The organism is Sporosarcina aquimarina (assembly GCF_023715615.1).
GTDB classification, from domain to species: Bacteria; Bacillota; Bacilli; order Bacillales_A; family Planococcaceae; genus Sporosarcina; species Sporosarcina aquimarina_A.
This window is the reverse complement of record NZ_JAMBOM010000001.1, coordinates 1343873-1361003: the sequence shown is the minus strand read 5'-3', so window position 1 is coordinate 1361003 and position 17131 is coordinate 1343873. Positions and strand designations below refer to the sequence as shown.

Annotated in this window: 16 protein-coding genes and 1 pseudogene; 2 read left to right on the top strand and 15 right to left on the bottom strand. The window is 36.3% G+C overall.

The window, feature by feature from the left end; all coding sequences use genetic code 11:
• Positions 1–65: 65 nt before the first annotated feature.
• The 3 genes from M3197_RS06520 to M3197_RS06505 form a co-directional block, all read right to left on the bottom strand.
• On the bottom strand, positions 66–395 hold the full coding sequence (locus tag M3197_RS06520) for a hypothetical protein (RefSeq protein ID WP_251659784.1): 330 nt from the start codon (positions 393–395) through the stop codon (positions 66–68).
• 939 nt (positions 396–1334) lie between these two features.
• Positions 1335–1472 carry a catalase gene (locus M3197_RS06510; RefSeq protein ID WP_285851132.1) on the bottom strand — a complete coding sequence of 46 codons (138 nt, stop codon included), beginning with the start codon at positions 1470–1472 and terminating at the stop codon, positions 1335–1337.
• 100 nt (positions 1473–1572) lie between these two features.
• Positions 1573–2130: an isochorismatase family protein gene (locus M3197_RS06505; RefSeq protein WP_251659782.1), complete on the bottom strand. Its 558-nt coding sequence runs from the start codon at positions 2128–2130 to the stop codon at positions 1573–1575.
• Positions 2131–2678: 548 nt separating this feature from the next.
• Here M3197_RS06505 and M3197_RS06500 point away from each other — a divergent pair.
• Positions 2679–4580: an endonuclease MutS2 gene (locus tag M3197_RS06500; protein ID WP_251659780.1), complete on the top strand. Its 1902-nt coding sequence runs from the start codon at positions 2679–2681 to the stop codon at positions 4578–4580.
• A gap of 133 nt (positions 4581–4713) precedes the next feature.
• Here the strand turns inward: M3197_RS06500 and M3197_RS06495 are convergent, their stop codons facing one another.
• Positions 4714–5139 (bottom strand): GNAT family N-acetyltransferase, encoded by a 426-nt coding sequence (locus M3197_RS06495; RefSeq protein ID WP_349774102.1) that lies wholly within the window; start codon positions 5137–5139, stop codon positions 4714–4716.
• 480 nt (positions 5140–5619) lie between these two features.
• Between M3197_RS06495 and M3197_RS06490 the strand changes: the two genes are divergently transcribed.
• Positions 5620–6357 (top strand): sulfite exporter TauE/SafE family protein, encoded by a 738-nt coding sequence (locus M3197_RS06490; protein WP_251659776.1) that lies wholly within the window; start codon positions 5620–5622, stop codon positions 6355–6357.
• A gap of 506 nt (positions 6358–6863) precedes the next feature.
• Here M3197_RS06490 and M3197_RS06485 read toward each other — a convergent pair.
• The 11 genes and pseudogenes from M3197_RS06485 to M3197_RS06435 form a co-directional block, all read right to left on the bottom strand.
• Positions 6864–7376: a nucleoside deaminase gene (locus M3197_RS06485; protein ID WP_251659774.1), complete on the bottom strand. Its 513-nt coding sequence runs from the start codon at positions 7374–7376 to the stop codon at positions 6864–6866.
• Positions 7377–7662: 286 nt separating this feature from the next.
• The gene (locus M3197_RS06480) at positions 7663–8376 is read right to left on the bottom strand and encodes an alpha/beta hydrolase (RefSeq protein ID WP_251659772.1); all 714 of its coding nucleotides are present in this window, start codon (positions 8374–8376) and stop codon (positions 7663–7665) included.
• A 102-nt stretch (positions 8377–8478) separates the two neighbouring features.
• A complete protein-coding gene (locus M3197_RS06475; RefSeq protein WP_251659770.1) occupies positions 8479–9285 on the bottom strand; it encodes a serine hydrolase in 807 nt (268 codons plus the stop codon).
• A 323-nt stretch (positions 9286–9608) separates the two neighbouring features.
• Positions 9609–9962: a cupin gene (locus tag M3197_RS06470; protein ID WP_251659767.1), complete on the bottom strand. Its 354-nt coding sequence runs from the start codon at positions 9960–9962 to the stop codon at positions 9609–9611.
• Between the two features lie 489 nt (positions 9963–10451).
• On the bottom strand, positions 10452–10655 hold the full coding sequence (locus M3197_RS06465; protein WP_251659766.1) for a hypothetical protein: 204 nt from the start codon (positions 10653–10655) through the stop codon (positions 10452–10454).
• A 221-nt stretch (positions 10656–10876) separates the two neighbouring features.
• A pseudogene (locus tag M3197_RS06460) lies at positions 10877–11388 on the bottom strand (DUF1572 domain-containing protein).
• 60 nt (positions 11389–11448) lie between these two features.
• Positions 11449–12012 carry an NUDIX hydrolase gene (locus M3197_RS06455; protein WP_251659764.1) on the bottom strand — a complete coding sequence of 188 codons (564 nt, stop codon included), beginning with the start codon at positions 12010–12012 and terminating at the stop codon, positions 11449–11451.
• A gap of 150 nt (positions 12013–12162) precedes the next feature.
• Complete coding sequence (locus M3197_RS06450; protein ID WP_251659762.1) at positions 12163–12573, bottom strand: DUF4181 domain-containing protein; 411 nt, start codon at positions 12571–12573, stop codon at positions 12163–12165.
• 457 nt (positions 12574–13030) lie between these two features.
• Positions 13031–14824 (bottom strand): glutamine--fructose-6-phosphate transaminase (isomerizing), encoded by a 1794-nt coding sequence (gene glmS, locus M3197_RS06445; RefSeq protein WP_251659760.1) that lies wholly within the window; start codon positions 14822–14824, stop codon positions 13031–13033.
• Between the two features lie 488 nt (positions 14825–15312).
• Positions 15313–16497, bottom strand: a complete 1185-nt coding sequence (locus M3197_RS06440) for an NAD(P)/FAD-dependent oxidoreductase (RefSeq protein ID WP_251659758.1) — start codon at positions 16495–16497, stop codon at positions 15313–15315.
• Positions 16498–16531: 34 nt separating this feature from the next.
• The gene (locus tag M3197_RS06435) at positions 16532–16981 is read right to left on the bottom strand and encodes a helical membrane plugin domain-containing protein (protein WP_251659756.1); all 450 of its coding nucleotides are present in this window, start codon (positions 16979–16981) and stop codon (positions 16532–16534) included.
• Positions 16982–17131: the final 150 nt, after the last annotated feature.

The following is a 17131-nucleotide window of genomic DNA, read 5'->3' as shown; positions in this document are numbered from 1 at the left end:
TAGATCAAAATGATGCTATTATTTAACAATAACATCAAGTTTAGGATCAAAAAAAGTCTACTAAGTTATGGTTGCTGAAATCCTACTGTACCTATGAGAAATACGATAAGATAAAAGACCATCGCTAAGATGTTTGAAAATAATAAGACCCCTCTAACTCCACCTTTTATCCCAAACCATCCCAATATTATACCTAGAAAACCAAACACAAATGGAAAAAATAAGCTTATATTTATGAAACTCATAAAAAGACTATCGCTCCACAATGGAGTGAGCATCAGTATCAAAAAAACTCCTGAAAGTGCAGAAAATATTTTCGTATTGGTTTGAGAATCACTCTTGAGAATGAAGTAATAAATAAAAATAGCATATAAGAGCAAAAGAACCCAAATCACATTTTCTCCTCCTAACTTTGCTTAGTCTGTTTTGGGACAACTCATGTTTTTAAGCTTTTAAATGATCTTTTCTAAATTGTAATGACCTGTTTCATACTCACACTAATTCATTTAGTTAATTAAATTAGTGGACCAACTATATCGCAACTAGTTTACAGAACCGTATCTTTTTTTAAACAGTAAAACTACCCGACATATTGAAGGACCAATTGATACAATGCAATGCAAAGTCCTAATATACTCGCTTTCATTTTAGATGGATGATACCTTTTACTACCATTTAAATAAACTAAAACAACTATAAACCCCAAAGGAATCCATAGCTCAAAAACTCCATTTTTTGTACTTTGAGAATAAATCGGAGCAATGAAAGAGGTAACTAAGAAATACAAGAAAATTGAAAACGTCGTGTTTCTACCTCCTTACTCCACTTTACTAAAAGTATAATAACTATAATTCCGATAATTGTAATAAGTATAGGTGGTAGAACCAATGTAATACCATCTGCTAACTCTAACTCCATTAATTGCATTCCCCCTCCGTGCTATTACAAAAAACTATGTATTCAGTTTATAATACCGATAAAAGTCATTAAAAACCACTAAAATTCCCATTTTTACAAATTAAATTTTACCGAGCTGACATCATACCACTATCTAACTACTACATCTGATTACAGCATTCGACTCTACTATTCTGATTCTCAAAAGTATTTGTTAGGCATTTAATAATATTTTTTGCACAATCACTCTCTAACAAATAACCCCCACACATTCTATGAATGCGTGAGGGTCCTTATTTTTAGTTCTTAATACGGATCTGCTTTGTGCCCTTTTTCTACTGCATTCTCGACTGCCTCTTTTTACTCTGAAGCGGCTTACTCAATGTCCATATGGAAATTCTCCCGATCCAATTCAATACAATACGTCCCACTGGAAGTCAAGTAAACTGCGCTCCCGACCAGAGCTTCGTATCGTCGAGTGGTTTGAAATCCAATTTCCCATAGTATCCGTCTTCCCTAATCTGCACAGAGAATTCCCATTTCGAATCTTTTCCAGGCTCAATCGCTCCATACAAATCCTGTACTACAATCTTCCCTTGAAGGGCATCTGCATCCTATATACAATTATGGAGACCTTGGTTCTCGCCCAACTGATGACAATGTTCTAAATAACGTTCATCGGTAATCATTGTGATTTGGACTAAACAAATCTTCACTTGCATTTCTAACCATTGAAAAATTATCAACGTTATAATGTCCATGAAGAGCTTCATTATGATGTGCTATGATTTGCTCAGCAGTAAGAGATTGAGAATCCGTTGTTGAATGGCCATCTCCTACTAAGGTGACATCAAATCCACTTACCGTTGCCGTTCGAACTGCGGTATCTATACAATGCTCTGTCTTGCAGCCCAAAATAACGAGATGCTCAATCATGTTATCTTGTAAAAAATCCAATAACGGAGTTCCATAAAATGAATTGGTTGCCTCTTTATCAAATACCTTAGATTCAGAAGGTATATGAATATCAGAATGAATCTCAAAGCCCTTACCACTGCCTTGTGCAACATCTTTATCTCTTATGAAAACAACCAAACTATCCGATGCTATTGCTTTTTTCACCACTGAATTGATAGTATCCAGGAGTGTAGTCTTATTAAAGACGCCCTTCTCTTTTTCATTACCATTAATGAGCTCTTGTTGTGCATCAATCACTAGTAAAGCCTGTATCATTAAAAAAACTCCCTTTCATCTAACATTTAATTTATCTCTTTTTCTTGTTTCTTCTCCTAGTTAAAGAATAGGAAAAAATGCTGAATACTAGAATCACCCTCATGTTTGTAAGATTGTTACAGGATATTTGACCTTCTTTACATATCCCTACTCACTAAGTATAATAAACCTGTAAAGTCGATTTCAATGAGCATATCAATTATTTTACAAGAGGTGAAGTTTGTGAGTGCGGTAGTTTCTAAATAAGAGAATTTTATAGGAAATAAGGAAGTTTTAACAACAGGGGATTTCAGTTATTTTCACCCCCTTATTTGTTGTGGACTTATTTCCACTTATGAAGATACCTACCATACTTTACAAAAAAGTGCATCACTTCATGATTAAAACTATCGTTATTGATGGTTTTATTTATGTATATTACTTTTGCATTGTAAGCGTAAGCTGCGGTATCTACCGCAGCTTTTTTATATTTATGTGCAACTCATTGAAATTTTGCCGATAGGTTTCTTCATTGCTGATCTATTAATCACATGGAGGAGAATGATATCATGAATGAGAGTACTTTTGAAAAATTACAGTACAATGAACTCAAAGAGATAATAAAATCTTATTGCGTTAGCGGACTGGGCAAACAATTATTTGATAAATTAATTCCAAGTTCCAACTTAAAAATAGTCAAGCATCGATTAACCGAAACATCTGAAGCACGTGCCATTCTGGATGCAGGAGGAAATGTACCTTTCATGGGTGTTACCAACATGGAACACACAATTGACAAATTGGAAAAGGGTATAATTTTAACTCCATCAGAACTTTTAAGTATTTCTGATTTTTTAAGAGGTTGCAGAAAAATAAAAGTTTTCATGTCAGGTAAAGAATTTTTTGCTCCGACCTTGTCATCCTATGCTAAATCCATGACAGAATTCATGGCGGTAGAAGAGGAAATTAACTTTTCTATAAAAAATAATCAGATTGACTCGGATGCCAATAAAGAACTCAAACGTGTTCATCATCATATCCAATCAACTGAACAAAAAATAAAGGAACGATTAAATAAATTTCTAAACAGTAGTGAAAATAGAAACTATATCCAGGAGTTCATAATTAGTATCAAGAATGATCGCTATACAATACCAATAAAATCCTCGTACAAAAATCAAGTACAGGGTTCTATAATTGAAGTATCATCTAAAGGTTCGACAGTCTTTATAGAACCCAGTATAGCGGCAAAATTAAGTGTTGAATTAGCAACATTAAAATCCGAAGAGGCAATGTTGGAATATCAAATACTTGCTACGTTAACAGGGCTAGTGAATGAAAACCTTGAGGCCATTACTATTAATATTGAGCTTATAGCCCAGTACGATATGATTTTTGCTAAAGCAAAATATAGCAAAAATGTGGATGGAATTGAGCCACACATAAATGATATTGGGAAGATAAAATTAATAAATTGCAAGCATCCATTACTATCGGATCATGTTATACCACTTCATTTTCAGATTGGGAGCAGTTATCGGAGCTTAATCATAACTGGACCTAATGCAGGAGGGAAAACAATTGTGCTGAAGACAATTGGTCTTGTTACTTTGGCAACTATGTCTGGGTTCCACATTACTGCTTCGAAAGAAACCGAAATTGCAGTATTTGAGCGCATGTTTGTAGATATTGGTGACAATCAGAGTTTAGAAAATGCACTTAGTACGTTCTCTTCTCACATGAAGAACTTATCTGAGATACTTCGATCAGTAAACAACAATACCTTGTTATTATTCGACGAGATTGGCAGTGGGACAGAACCAAATGAAGGAGCAGCATTAGCAATCTCCCTCCTAGAAGAGTTTTATCTTAAAGGGTGTATTACCGTCGCAACAACTCATTATGGAGAAATAAAACGTTTTTCCGAAATGCATAGTGATTTTATGAACGCTGCCATGCAATTTAATCATGAAACATTAGAGCCTTTATTTAAACTGCTCATCGGACAGTCTGGAGACAGTAACGCTTTATGGATCTCTAGAAAGATGAATGTACCGGAAAATGTTTTAAAAAGAGCAGTAGATTATATGGAAAACAAAGAGTATCGCTTGGAACGGTTACATGAAAGCAAAATCCTAAGACCAAAAACAGTGGTTGAAAAAATTGAAAATATTATCGATTATCAAAAAGGAGACCGTGTAAAACTGCTGGACCAGGATGACTTTGGAATAGTGTATAAAGAAAAAGATAATTACAATAACGTTACTGTGTATTATCAAAAACAATTTCTTGAAGTAAATGAAAAACGCTTGGTACTAGAGTTAAAAGCAGAAGAGTTATATCCAGAGGGCTATGATTTAGACACTTTATTCATTGATTACTATACTAGAAAACAAAATCATGATATTGAGCGAGGTTCGAAAAAAGCACTTCGTAAAATCCAGAAAGAAATTCGAAATAAAAATAATTAAACTATAAAGATTCCTGCTTTCTTTCGAAGGTTGGAATCTTTTTTCTTTAACTACTTAGAGATGTTTATCTACAACATTTAGGCTAATTTGATAAGTATTGCTTTCCAACTATTGCCCCTTATGTAGAATATCTTCATAAACTTTTTTCGAGTATTATTTTCAATTCATCGCTATTATCTGTATACGTCCCAATCACATTAAACCCATTCCTAATGTTTAAAATGAGCATATTTCGCCAATTGTTTTTTGTTTTAGTTTGTACGCTCTTATACCCTTTTTCTTTTAAGTACAGATGTTGTTGATACATTAGCTTGGAAGCGATGCCCTTATTTCTATGATTTTCATTCACGCCACCAAGCCAGCTATAATAGCAGTCAGAGTTAAGCTCATAACCAATTTTATACCCTACAACTTCTCCTCTTTCTAATCCGATTGTAAATAGTATTTTCGGTTTACTTTGAGCTTTGCTAACTAGTGTATGAGCGTCTTTAAAAATATCTTCATGCAGAATTAAAATCTGTTTTAGTACCTCGGCATCAGGGAAGCCCTCAATGTTCACAAAATCCAAATATCTTCCTCCTACTCTTATGCCGCTATAATCTGATCCGAATATAGGCTATCTCTTATACTTTAAACGCCCTCTATTCTGGAACGGTGTAAAGCCGTTGATTTCCGTTCCAGACGGACGCTTTCCTGAGGGCGTGGCTTGAGCCGCTTCCTTCGCTTCGCTCTGTCCAGGGTCTCAAGACTCACGCTGATCCTCCAGGAGTCGCCGTCTTGCACTCCACTCAACCGAGAGTGTGATGTGCAAGAATAGCGCCCTATTGTAGAAGATTGTTATTAAAAAACGGTAACCTTTAGTTGAATTAAAACACAATATTGAAAATTATGTTCCATATCATTTACTTATAAATAATTCGAATTCTTCTACCTTATCACTCTGTTCATTGAATTTTTAATTTTTTTCATTTAGAGTTAATACCAAATATTATACGTGGTAAACTGAATCTATGATGCAATTTTGAAAGTAGGTTGTTCAATGGAATTTGTCGTTTTTTTTATGATTGGAATTATAGGTAATGTAGTCGGTACAATGGTCGGAGGAGGGGGACTGATTAGCTTACCCACTATGTTACTCATGGGGTTACCCGTGCATTCAGCAATCGGTGCAAACAAGGTTTCCAATACTGTCAGTTCACTCTCAAGCTTTCTTGTCATATTAAAGAGAAAAGAAGTTTCCACAAAAGAAGCATTATTAGTCCTAATGTTTTGTCTTGGAGGAGGTATTTTAGGTGGACTCATTGCTTCCTTTTTAAGCGGAAGTACCCTAACGCTTATTGCAATTATTTTATTAAGCTTTGCATTTGTAACTTCCTTCATGAATACAGGTGATTTTGATGGAACTGAACAGTTTCATGCAAGTAAAAAATCAGGAACTGCACTAATTGGTATAGGAATGTATGACGGAATGTTTGGGCCAGGAAGCAGTACACTTGCGATGTATTTATATGCAAGCCAAAAAATTGCCTATATCCGAGCAGTTGGCTTAGCAAGAGTTGGGGTTTTTGCAAGTTGCTTTGGTTCTGCCATCACTTACATATCAACGGGTAAAATTTTCTGGCCCCTTACCATAGCATTAATGCTTGGATCTATTATTGGTGCACAGTTCGGAGTAAGATTAGCTCGTAAATTAAAAACGGAACATGTAAAACCACTTCTTAGATTAGTAACAGTTCTTTTAATCATACAAATGATTGTAGATTACTTTAATTTTTAAAAGTATCTTTTTTGAAGGTTCTAATTGAACTACAATTCTAACCAGACAAATAAGATAAGACGTCCATCAATTTTTGGATTGACGCCTCTTCCTTGAATTAAGATAATATTTATTGGGGTTCTAATAAAAAAATAAAATTCTATTCAACTTGTTCTTCAACTATCCTGCCCCATTAGTTTAAGTGCATTGCTTCACAAACTTTATTAACTTTAACATTGATTACCAAATATTTATATTTGAGGGTTATTCAACAATCTGGCCCGTTTGCGGTATTGAGACATTTGCCTACAAAACATTCGCACCCGTTAATAAAAAAACGATTTTTTAACTAAAAAGCTTTTCTCACAGACCAACCTATATACTCGCCTTCATACTTTTTTGTATATAAAGACATAAGCTCAGTTTGATAATCAATAACTGCCAAAGCTTCTGTTTTTGTCACTTTTAAATTTGTACACTCGCAATTTTTAATATCGACAATAATATTAAATCCAGTTTCAGATATTTCATTGATGCACAATAGCCTTTCGTAAGTTAGTAATATAGTTAGGATTGGCGAACCATTTATTCATTAATTCCTTTTGTTTCTTTTTTAAATCATCATAAGGTTCTTCGATTGATTCAATTTCACTGAACTTCCTATCAAAGATTTCCGCATCTTTGAATTTATTAAAACTACCAAACCCCATGTCATCATTTAGTAACCATACAACTTTTTTTATTTTCGCAAAAAGAATTCCACCAGTGCACATTGGACATGGCTCTAATGTAGTGTACATTGTAAGTTTTTCACGGTTAACTTTAGCCTTAAATATTGATTTCCCAGCATTACGAATAGCATCAATTTCAGCGTGGGTAGTAGCATCCTGATGAGTGTGTACTTTATTTCGCCCGCTCGCAATTATGTTTTGATTATCATCAACTATAATTGCCCCAACTGGGTATGTATTCTCATACAAGGATTTTTCTGCTTCTACTAGAGCCAACTTTAAAAAATACCTATCTTTGTTTATATCCATATTCCACCACCTCAGTTTTTCTTAGTTATTTACATGTACCTGCAAAATCATATTTCACTGAAGTTCCTGTTCACTATTATAAGAAGAGTCATCAACAGAATCAGGCTCCTTTCAGGCACGTGCAAGTTGCACAACTTACCTCGAATCTGTAATAACGTTAAACCCGTTGTTTTGCTTTCCAGTCGGACGATTTACGGTGGGCGTCTACTCCAATCATCTAAAGTGTTCTACTATAAAAATCAAATGCCGCCAGTTGCATAACAGTTTTTTAGAGCCCCTAAATAACTTAGTATTTCTCATCTAACCATTGTTTTAGGTTTTCAAGCATTTCTTCTGTAAGAGAGTGGTTAACATTTTCATATACATTAAAAACCACATCACATGACGTTTCGGAACTTTTCAAAAACTCGAAATAGTCCTTCTGTCCATCAATTGATATAACTCCATCCAATTCACCATGCATTAATAATATTGAAGAGTTACTTATATTTTTCCCTATTGGATTATAAATATTTATTTTGTCTATTTCTTCATCGGACAATTCTGGACGTTGATCATTTGCCCTAAAAATATTCTCTGATAAAAGAAACGAACCAGAACCATTAATATTTATTAATCCAGCAAAATTATTACCTTTAGCGTATATTCCATTTGCGATAAACCCACCCATAGAAATACCCATAAGAATCACATCTTTTTCCGAAACACCTAGTTCTTGAAATAATAATGTAGCATCATCAATACTTCTGAAAATGGTCTTCCAGAAGTATTCTTGAGTAACTTCTTTCAGAAAATGATTTTCTAATTTATGTCTACTATCATGAAAGATGATTTCAGGAACAATGACTTTAAAACCAATTGAAGAAAAATACTGAGCAAGTTCAACATAATTATTAACACTTGAACCCCATCCATGAAAGACAATAATCGTTTTGTCTCTACTTGATTGTCCCTGATTATATACATGATTCACAAAATTCTTAGATACAATTTTCTTCATCTTTCTATCCTTCCACATTCATACATATTTTAGTTCTTTCATTTTCAGGATTAATTTTAGATAAATAAATTAAATTCTAATCCAACTAAAGCCACCGTTAGTTTAATAACCACTATATGAATTAGATAGATTTTTATTTTCCAGCTTAACTTCCTGATTGCAATATTCATCATAAATTAACTTCATTGCATCAATAATTATTTCATCTGCTAATTTCTCTTTATATCGATTTGGTAACTCCTTTGCACCCAAAACAAATAATAATGGATCTTTAGAAAACTCACCCATTATTCCAATATAAACTACTACATTATCTAATCCACCAGACATATGATTTAAGAAATGGCTTGGTATACCTTCTATATCACCTCTCTGCCTAACTAAGCCATTAATAACTGGAATCCATAAATCAGGATCAGTTTTGTATCCTTGATATATTAATTGTAAAAGTTCTAATATCTCACTCAATTCTCCGTGGTTATCTATGTCCCTTGGATTCTGAGTAATATTTATATTTTTAAAATATGATTTTATTTTATTGTTAATCATTTCCCATCCACCACAAAATTGAACAATTCTATCTGCAACAAAACTATCGTGACAGGCTATCATCACTTCCAGCGCTTCTTGGAGTGCCAAGTTGTCTCTACTTTGAAAGTGAGGATACACCTCTTTACTATCCTCTTCTGGATTTAAAATTATATCTTCAACAATGTCAGTCCATTTATAGTGTCTTTCTTCAACCAGTTTTGTTATACCAAAGGCAATTGCAACTTTTGCCGCAGAAGCCAGAGGCACTAATAACCCCTTATTTAATGATGAAAGTATATCCTGTTTTACATTAGAATAAATAATAATTCCAACTTCTCCTGACTCTAATTCCTTTAGTTTTTCAAGAACTTTCTCCATTTCCGAACCCCACTTTACATTATTTCTATTTACTTATTCTCTCTGTAAACTTGTCTTTGTTCAACTAAAACTGGCCCGAATGGCGAATGGACGCTTTATATTAAAAACTCGCCGTTGCTTGGAGTGAAAGACGGCCGACTCCGTAGGGATCAGAGTGCGCCTTGAGACCCCCGCAGGGAGCATTTTTCGCGACCGAGGAGGCTCAAGCCACGCCCCTCGGAAAGCGTGCCGGCTGGAGCGGAAAGCAACAGTTTGTATACTTCATAAAGTCCCTTTATCGGTATAATCCTTATTCCAGAATCGCCCCTATTGGTGAAGAAACCCTATTTTTGTAAAGACATTAATGATGAAATATCTAACTTTTCGCTTTGTATTACAATTGCCGTTAAGCCAGTATCGGTTTTGGTTTCGTGCCATTCATCCTTCTCCCAAAAAACCGCTTCACCACTTTGCACTTTTACAAATTCATTTGATTCCCCTCTAACAAAACCTCCACCATTTACAATCAAAAGAAGCTGAGGTACAACAGCTTGATGGAAACCAATTACTCCGTTCTCCTCTAAGTGCATACATCCGATATTTGCTTTCTGAGTAAGGGCAATACGTGTCAATATAAAATCCGAACTGAATTGTGTGACCTTTTTGCCCATTTCTTTTTTAAATTGATAAATTTCCATAGGATCACCCCGACTGTTCAATAATATTTCTTCATGCTTGAATAGCCTATACATTTTCATTATTAAACTTTTAATATCCCTAGAAAAAACCAAGCCATTCTAAACTTACCGGCCGGTTTCAGGCACGATGATTCTTCTACAACTGCACCCGATAATAGAGATAGATTTTTGAAAGGATTACTGATTTTCAATAAACTCCCGCTCTATCTCTACAACTTATTTATTCTTATCTAAGAATAAGAAATCGTCAGCCTATTTGAATGCACAAATATATTACTTTTCTGCTATAAATACATACCTGTCTTCCACCAGCCAATCATCAGATCCGATCGATTTTGTCTTCAATCCTGTCAAGCTGCCGTGTTATTGTTGCTTCAATCCTTGAACTGCTGCAATTCGTCAGTCCACAGTGAATGATTCTTCCTGTCCATCCCACCTGATGGTAATAACAATCTTGTCTTCTTTCTCGATAGCGGTCTCACCGGTTTCTTACCCTTTTAGCGAAAATGTCTTACCTTCGGGAAGTTCAGGAAAACGCAGCTCTGTGCTCGCGCCTATTAAAGCTGTTGCATAGTCATATTCCAAAGTGTTCACACCTTCCAATTTCTTAGCCTTCCCTTTGAATGTCACCCTCAACTCATAGTCCGTATAGGAAAGGGTCACTGTACTTTTCTTTTTGAAAGGATGAGTCATCACGAACGTCCCCTGCCAATAATTACTTTCCCCCTTCAGTTTAACAACGCTCTGATTGTTGCAAGCACTGAGGACTCCAATCAAAACGAACATCAAAGTGATGCATGATAGCCATCTTTTCACAAAGTCATCCCCCGTATTTTTAGTATGGTTAGGACCTGCAAAGCCCTCATTTCCAGAACAAGTGTCCACTATTACTTAAACTGATGTTTTTTTAACTTCTATTGCAAGTAATCATCTGATTTTCCTTTTGGGATGCTAAGGGTTTCCCAGTTTTCACCTTTTAATTGCTTCCCAATATAAACAATCTGACCAACGTGATAAGCATAATGAGCCATCTGCCGTTCAATTGCTTCTAGCACAGTGTGCTGCTCACCACGAATTGTTATCTTTTTTAATAAGTCTTGATTTTCTAACTTGTCAATGTATCAAGAAGTATAATCCAGCCTTTTTCCCAAACAGTTATCATCTCTTGTCTTGAGGAGACATCATCTTCAAATTCCTGATCACGATTTCTAGAAGGCTTTTCTCCATCCGTTTTTAAAAAGTCTGACCATTTGGAAATCATATTTCCACTTACATGTTTTGCAATAATCGCGATGCTATTTGAAGACTCGTTTAATCGCCAGTGTATATCTTCCTCTGATAATTGGCTTATGGTTTTATCTCCTAACTTTTTAACACTTTCAAATCTTTCTTTCACAATCTTCAAGTATTCATTTCCAAAATCCATAAAAACACTCCTTTCCGAGCTGCATTTCGGCCACCTGTTCTTAAATAACATTTTTCCGTATCAAGACTTTTCATGTCTGTTTTCAAGGATAAAGTTTTTAGCCATATAATAAGCTGTCACCGTAAATAGCTGCGTTTTAATTTTGTTTGATAGGATTTGTTTTTCAAAATTTTCGAAGTCACATAACCTAACTATTATTTCTTCGGTATCATCCATATCCTGCTCATATGCTTTATACGCTTCAAGAATTAGGTAGGTCTTTACTTTATTGTTCTGTGTTGCTGGATTCACCCAAAATTCACCTAAGAAAAAAGGTTTTCTTGCAGAAGTGTAACCTGTCTCTTCTTTCACTTCTCTAATTAAGGCTTCCTCATGAGTTTCGTCACCTTCTTTTTTCCCAGCTGGAACTTCTAAGAAGTAATCTTTTCCTGCATGGCGATATTGCTCAACGAGTACAATCTGGTTTTCCTTAGTAATTACAACTGCATTTACCCAGTCAGAATACTCATTAACATAATAATCATCAATCACTATACCGTTTGGAAGTTCACAACAATCTATTCTAATATTTCCGAATGAACTTTTATGTAAATACTCTGAGTGTAACGTTTTCCACTTATTCATTGGTAGCCCCCAAAATCCATTCAATTTTCAATAATGTGTAACATTCTTATTAAAAAAACTATACAGTGTGATGGAAATTTCTTTTTTATATGGCCCAAGATTTATTCAAGGTTAATGCCCGTTAGTGTTATTAGTTTAAATTGAAATTTTCTATAAGTAATATTTTATCCAGAAGAATACGCCCGCTAAGGTAATAAAAGTTAAACCAAATTGGATTATAGATACCTGAAAATTTTTCCTGTTTTCCGAAAACTTCCATTCTATAAATGCCTGAACTCCGATTTGACTTAATACGAAAACTGCAAGAATTATAGATATTAAAAGAGGCTGTTTATAATAGATTATTGCACTTACTATAATAGAAATCATATAAACTATCCGCAATTTCCAATCGATTTTTTTATGGAGCTTATTTATATGATTATAAGAAAACCACTTCTTTTTATCAGCTCCCATTTTATAACGAAATATAGCTGGAATAATGCCAACTAGGAGAATAATACTTACTATGATTATTATAAATTCTGTCCAGAATCCTGTTGGCATTCCATAGTTCTCCATACATAATCACCTCCGTTTTTACTTTCTTTATCTCTTATACTAATTTTCCCATTTAATATAATGGCCACATTGAAGCGCAACCTATTTTCCACAACTGCGCCAGTTGATGTAACTTAGTTAATTTTAAAAATCATTTTTATTTTCTTTATTCTTCCAAACAATTAAAAGTAATATTACCAGCAGAACAATAGATGCGATACCGAGACTATCGACAAACCACAGACTAAATCCAAATATCAATGCACAAATGATATATGCAATCCATGTAAGTACCACTACTAATAAACCTGGTCGTTCTCTGTTCATAACAAACACTACTTCTCTAAGTTAAACCTTGCCTAAAAAGCATACTCCCTAACCATTTAATCCCAGACTTTCTAAATACAAATAAAAAACCTCTTTAGACAATTCTATCCAAAGAGGTTAATTTATGCAATTCTATTAAATTTAAATTTTCTTACTCTACAGTCACACTTTTCGCCAAATTCCGCGGCTTATCCACGTCACAGCCTCTCTGCAAGGATGCATAATAGCTTAGTAACTGAAGCGGAATAACTGTAACTAGGGGCGTCAATAGCTCATGGACATGAGGCAAGATGAGTCGATCTCCTGGTTCACTATCACCTTCCATCGAGATGATGCAGGCGTGTGCGCCACGGGCTGTGACTTCTTTTACATTACCTCGTAAATTAGGGCTGACAGTTGCTTGAGTCGCGAGTGCGATGACCGGAGTCCCTTCTTCAATCAATGCAATTGTTCCGTGCTTCAGTTCTCCTCCAGCAAATCCTTCTGCTTGGATATAGGAAATCTCTTTCAGTTTTAGCGCACCTTCTAAGCTCACATAATAGTCGAGATTACGTCCGATGAAAAAGGCGTTACGCTTATCGGTTAATAGCTCTATAGCGATTTTTTCAATCTCTTCTTTAGCATCCGTTAACATTTGAATCGCATTAGCTGCAATTGCTAACTCTTTTTTTAAATCTAGCTTCCGCGAACCTCCGCCTAATGAATAAGCAGTTATCGCAAGCACTGCAAGTTGTGCCGTATACGCTTTAGTCGATGCCACAGCGATTTCTGGTCCTGCATGCAACAATAACGTATGGTCCGCTTCACGCGATAACGTAGAGCCTGGCACATTGGTCATAGTAATTGATGGATATCCGAGTGCTTTCACTTTTACAAGCACTTGTCGACTATCTGCAGTTTCGCCAGATTGTGTAATAAACAAGAACAATGGCTTTTTAGAAAGAAGTGGCATATTATAGCCAAACTCACTAGAAATGTGGACTTCAACCGGTAAACCAGCTAGTTTTTCAAAGTATTCTTTTCCTATTAAGCCCGCATGGTAGCTTGTTCCTGCGGCGATAATATAAAGACGGTCTGCATGTTGAAATGCTTGCTTGATATACGGGTCAATATCCAAAGAGCCCTCTTCCGCGCTGTAGGCATCGATGATTTTACGCATCACACCTGGCTGCTCATCGATTTCCTTTAACATATAATGAGGATATGTCCCTTTTTCAATATCACTCATATCGAGTTCCGCTGTATAAGGAGCCCGCTCGATTCTATCTCCATTGAGTGTTTCGATTACAATGCCGTCTTTCCCAAGTAAAACAACTTCACCATCATGTAGCTCGATGAATTGATCGGTCACTTGAAGCATCGCCATAGCGTCAGAAGCCACCACATTACACTCTTCACTTACTCCAACTAGTAAGGGACTACGATTTTTCGCAACAAAAATTGTATCCGGATTTTGTTCGTCTAACATCGCAATCGCATAAGAGCCGTGTAACAATGACAACGCTTTACGAAATGCTTCGTCTGTTGTCATTCCAGAGTTTGTGAAGTATTCAATCAGTTGGACAATGACCTCCGTATCCGTTTCAGAAACGAACTGGACATCTTGCAAATATTCACGAGTCAGTTTTTCATAGTTTTCAATGACACCATTATGGACAAGTGTAAAACGTCCAGATGCGCTTTTATGTGGATGTGAATTTTTCTGATCAGGTACACCATGTGTCGCCCAGCGTGTATGGCCGATCCCGACATGTGTATCAATTTCTTCCGTTACTACTTCTCTCAGATCCGCAATACGTCCTTTTTCCTTGAACATTTGCACGCCTTTAGAAGTTTGGAATGCAATCCCTGCAGAGTCGTATCCTCTGTATTCGAGCTTCTCCAGCCCTTTCAATAAAATCTCTGCCGCTTGTTTTTTTCCGTTATAGCCTACAATTCCGCACATAATTGTTCCTCCGCATCAGGCAGTCCGGAGTCAAAACTGGTTAGGTCGTTCAGGCAGTTCTGCCCGGACTGGCCATTAAATTTGAATGATACCTGCTACATCCCTTTTGTATCACCGAGTTACCACCGTGTTTTAGGAACTGCATGTGATCGGGTATCCGCGATCAGGAGGCATCCGCCGAATGTTCGATGAACCTCCACCTCGTCTGCCGAGAATCTGTGCGATTTCCTCGGCGCTGGCGCTTTAATTGGTTTCCAATACTTTACGTGCCTACTACTCTCCTTTTTGCACGGACTAAATTGCCGTCATTGCTAACTATAGCGAATCTAGTTTTCTTCTGTCAAATGACGAATCGTTCTGACTATCAGTAAACTAACTTAATAAGAATATTTTATACAACTCTATTCAAAATTGTTCCTAAACTAATAAAGAGGACAGTCACAGAACTCAGTATGTACTGAAATTCTGTGACTGTCCTCTAATACTTCTTAGTATGCGAGACCGAAAAGTCCCTTGATGTGAGTCAAGTAGCGAATGTTACTTGCTTCTTTCATCAATGAAGCTGGCATTCCCTTAAGGGAAGTATTGTTTCCACCAATTGATGCAACTGCATCTTTACGGCCAAGGCTAGCAAGCGTTCCAGAATTTACTGGGTTGAACACTTCCATAGACTTGCCTGTAAGCATTGCGTACACGTTGTATCCAACAAGTTCGCCCATCTGCCAAGCGTTTTGTGCAGTTGGTGCGTATGGACGTGCTCCCTCTTCTGCAGGGAAAGCAACAGCACTGTCACCAACAACAAATACATCAGAGTGAGATTTAGATTGAAGGAATTCGTTTACAGTTGCACGACCACGGTCGACTTCAATACCAGATTCTCCAACGAGTGGATTACCAGTAACGCCACCTGTCCAAACGAAAGTATTCGCTTTAATGACACGGCCGTCTTTCAATGAAATTTCGTTACCTTCAACGTTTGTAACAGGAAGTCCGATTAAGAACTCAACGCCACGCTTTGCAAGACTTTCCGTAGCACGCTCAATCAAGTGATCAGGTAGTACTGGAAGGATTTTCGGACCTGCTTCAACAAGCATAATCTTCAAATCAGCAGGGTTTACACCGTGCTCACGTGCAATTTTAGGCATGTTGTCAACGATTTCACCAACAAGCTCAACACCTGTCAAACCGCCGCCGCCAATCATGATTGTTGCATCTGCTTCATCATGAGAAGTTGCATACGCTTTAATGCGGTCCACGATGTGTTTAAAGATTTTGTTTGCTTCACTAGCGGATTTAAGAACCATACTATTTTCTTCAAGTCCTGGAATTCCGAAGTACGCTGTTTTACTACCAAGTGCAACAACTAGTGCATCATAAGTAAGAGTTTCTCCGCCAGCAAAGTTTACTTTTTTCGTATTCACGTCAAAGTTCTCAACTGTTGCGATTTTCAATTCTACTCCTTTACCAGCAAGTAGTTTCTCAAGTGGAAGTGCAACCGCACCTTCGCTAGTTGTTCCTCCAGCTAAACGGTGAAGCTCAGTAATAATTTGGTGAGTTGGTGTTTGGTTGACAAGTGTGATAGTGGCATCACTTTCTGACAGGAAGTTACGAGCATTCAGTGCTGTCAAAAGACCACCATAACCTGCTCCTAAAATAACGATGTGTTTGGTCATTGTCTAGTCCCCTTCTACTAATAATTAGTTCGAATTATTTTGTATGGTTGCGTTGTCCAGCAATTTCAAGGTAAGCACTCAAGAAACGGAAAATACGTTGTGCTTCAGGGTCTTTAATCATCTTCATAAGACCAAACAAGCCGATTGTTTCTGTGTTTTTTGCAGCAAGATCTTTTGCTTCGATAACAGTTGCCGCCATATTTTTCGCAGAATCTTTAACTGGCCCTACGATTTCTTTCATAAATTCAGTTGTGTCGTTAACTAATACTTCGTCAGTTGCAACAGCCTTGGCAACATCATAAGATTTTGTCATTAAGTCAACAAGCTCCGTCAGTTGAGGAAGTTTTTCAACAAGAGTGGTCAATGATTCTTGAACTTCTGGTTTAAGCAACTGGTCTAGAATATCTTGTTTTTGATTGGAAGGTAGCTGTGTGCCTTCTGTAGCAACGTTTGCTGCTTCTTCAGGATTGAGCGGCGTAGTCATGTGCAAATCCCCTTTTTTAGTTTAATGTATTTTGTTCTGAAGCTAGGTAAACTATGTGCTGAACAATGCGTAATCTTTTTACAAATCCACATGTCATACTCTCCTATTCAGAATACCATCAAGTCACTATACGCTTCTTTTTCATATACT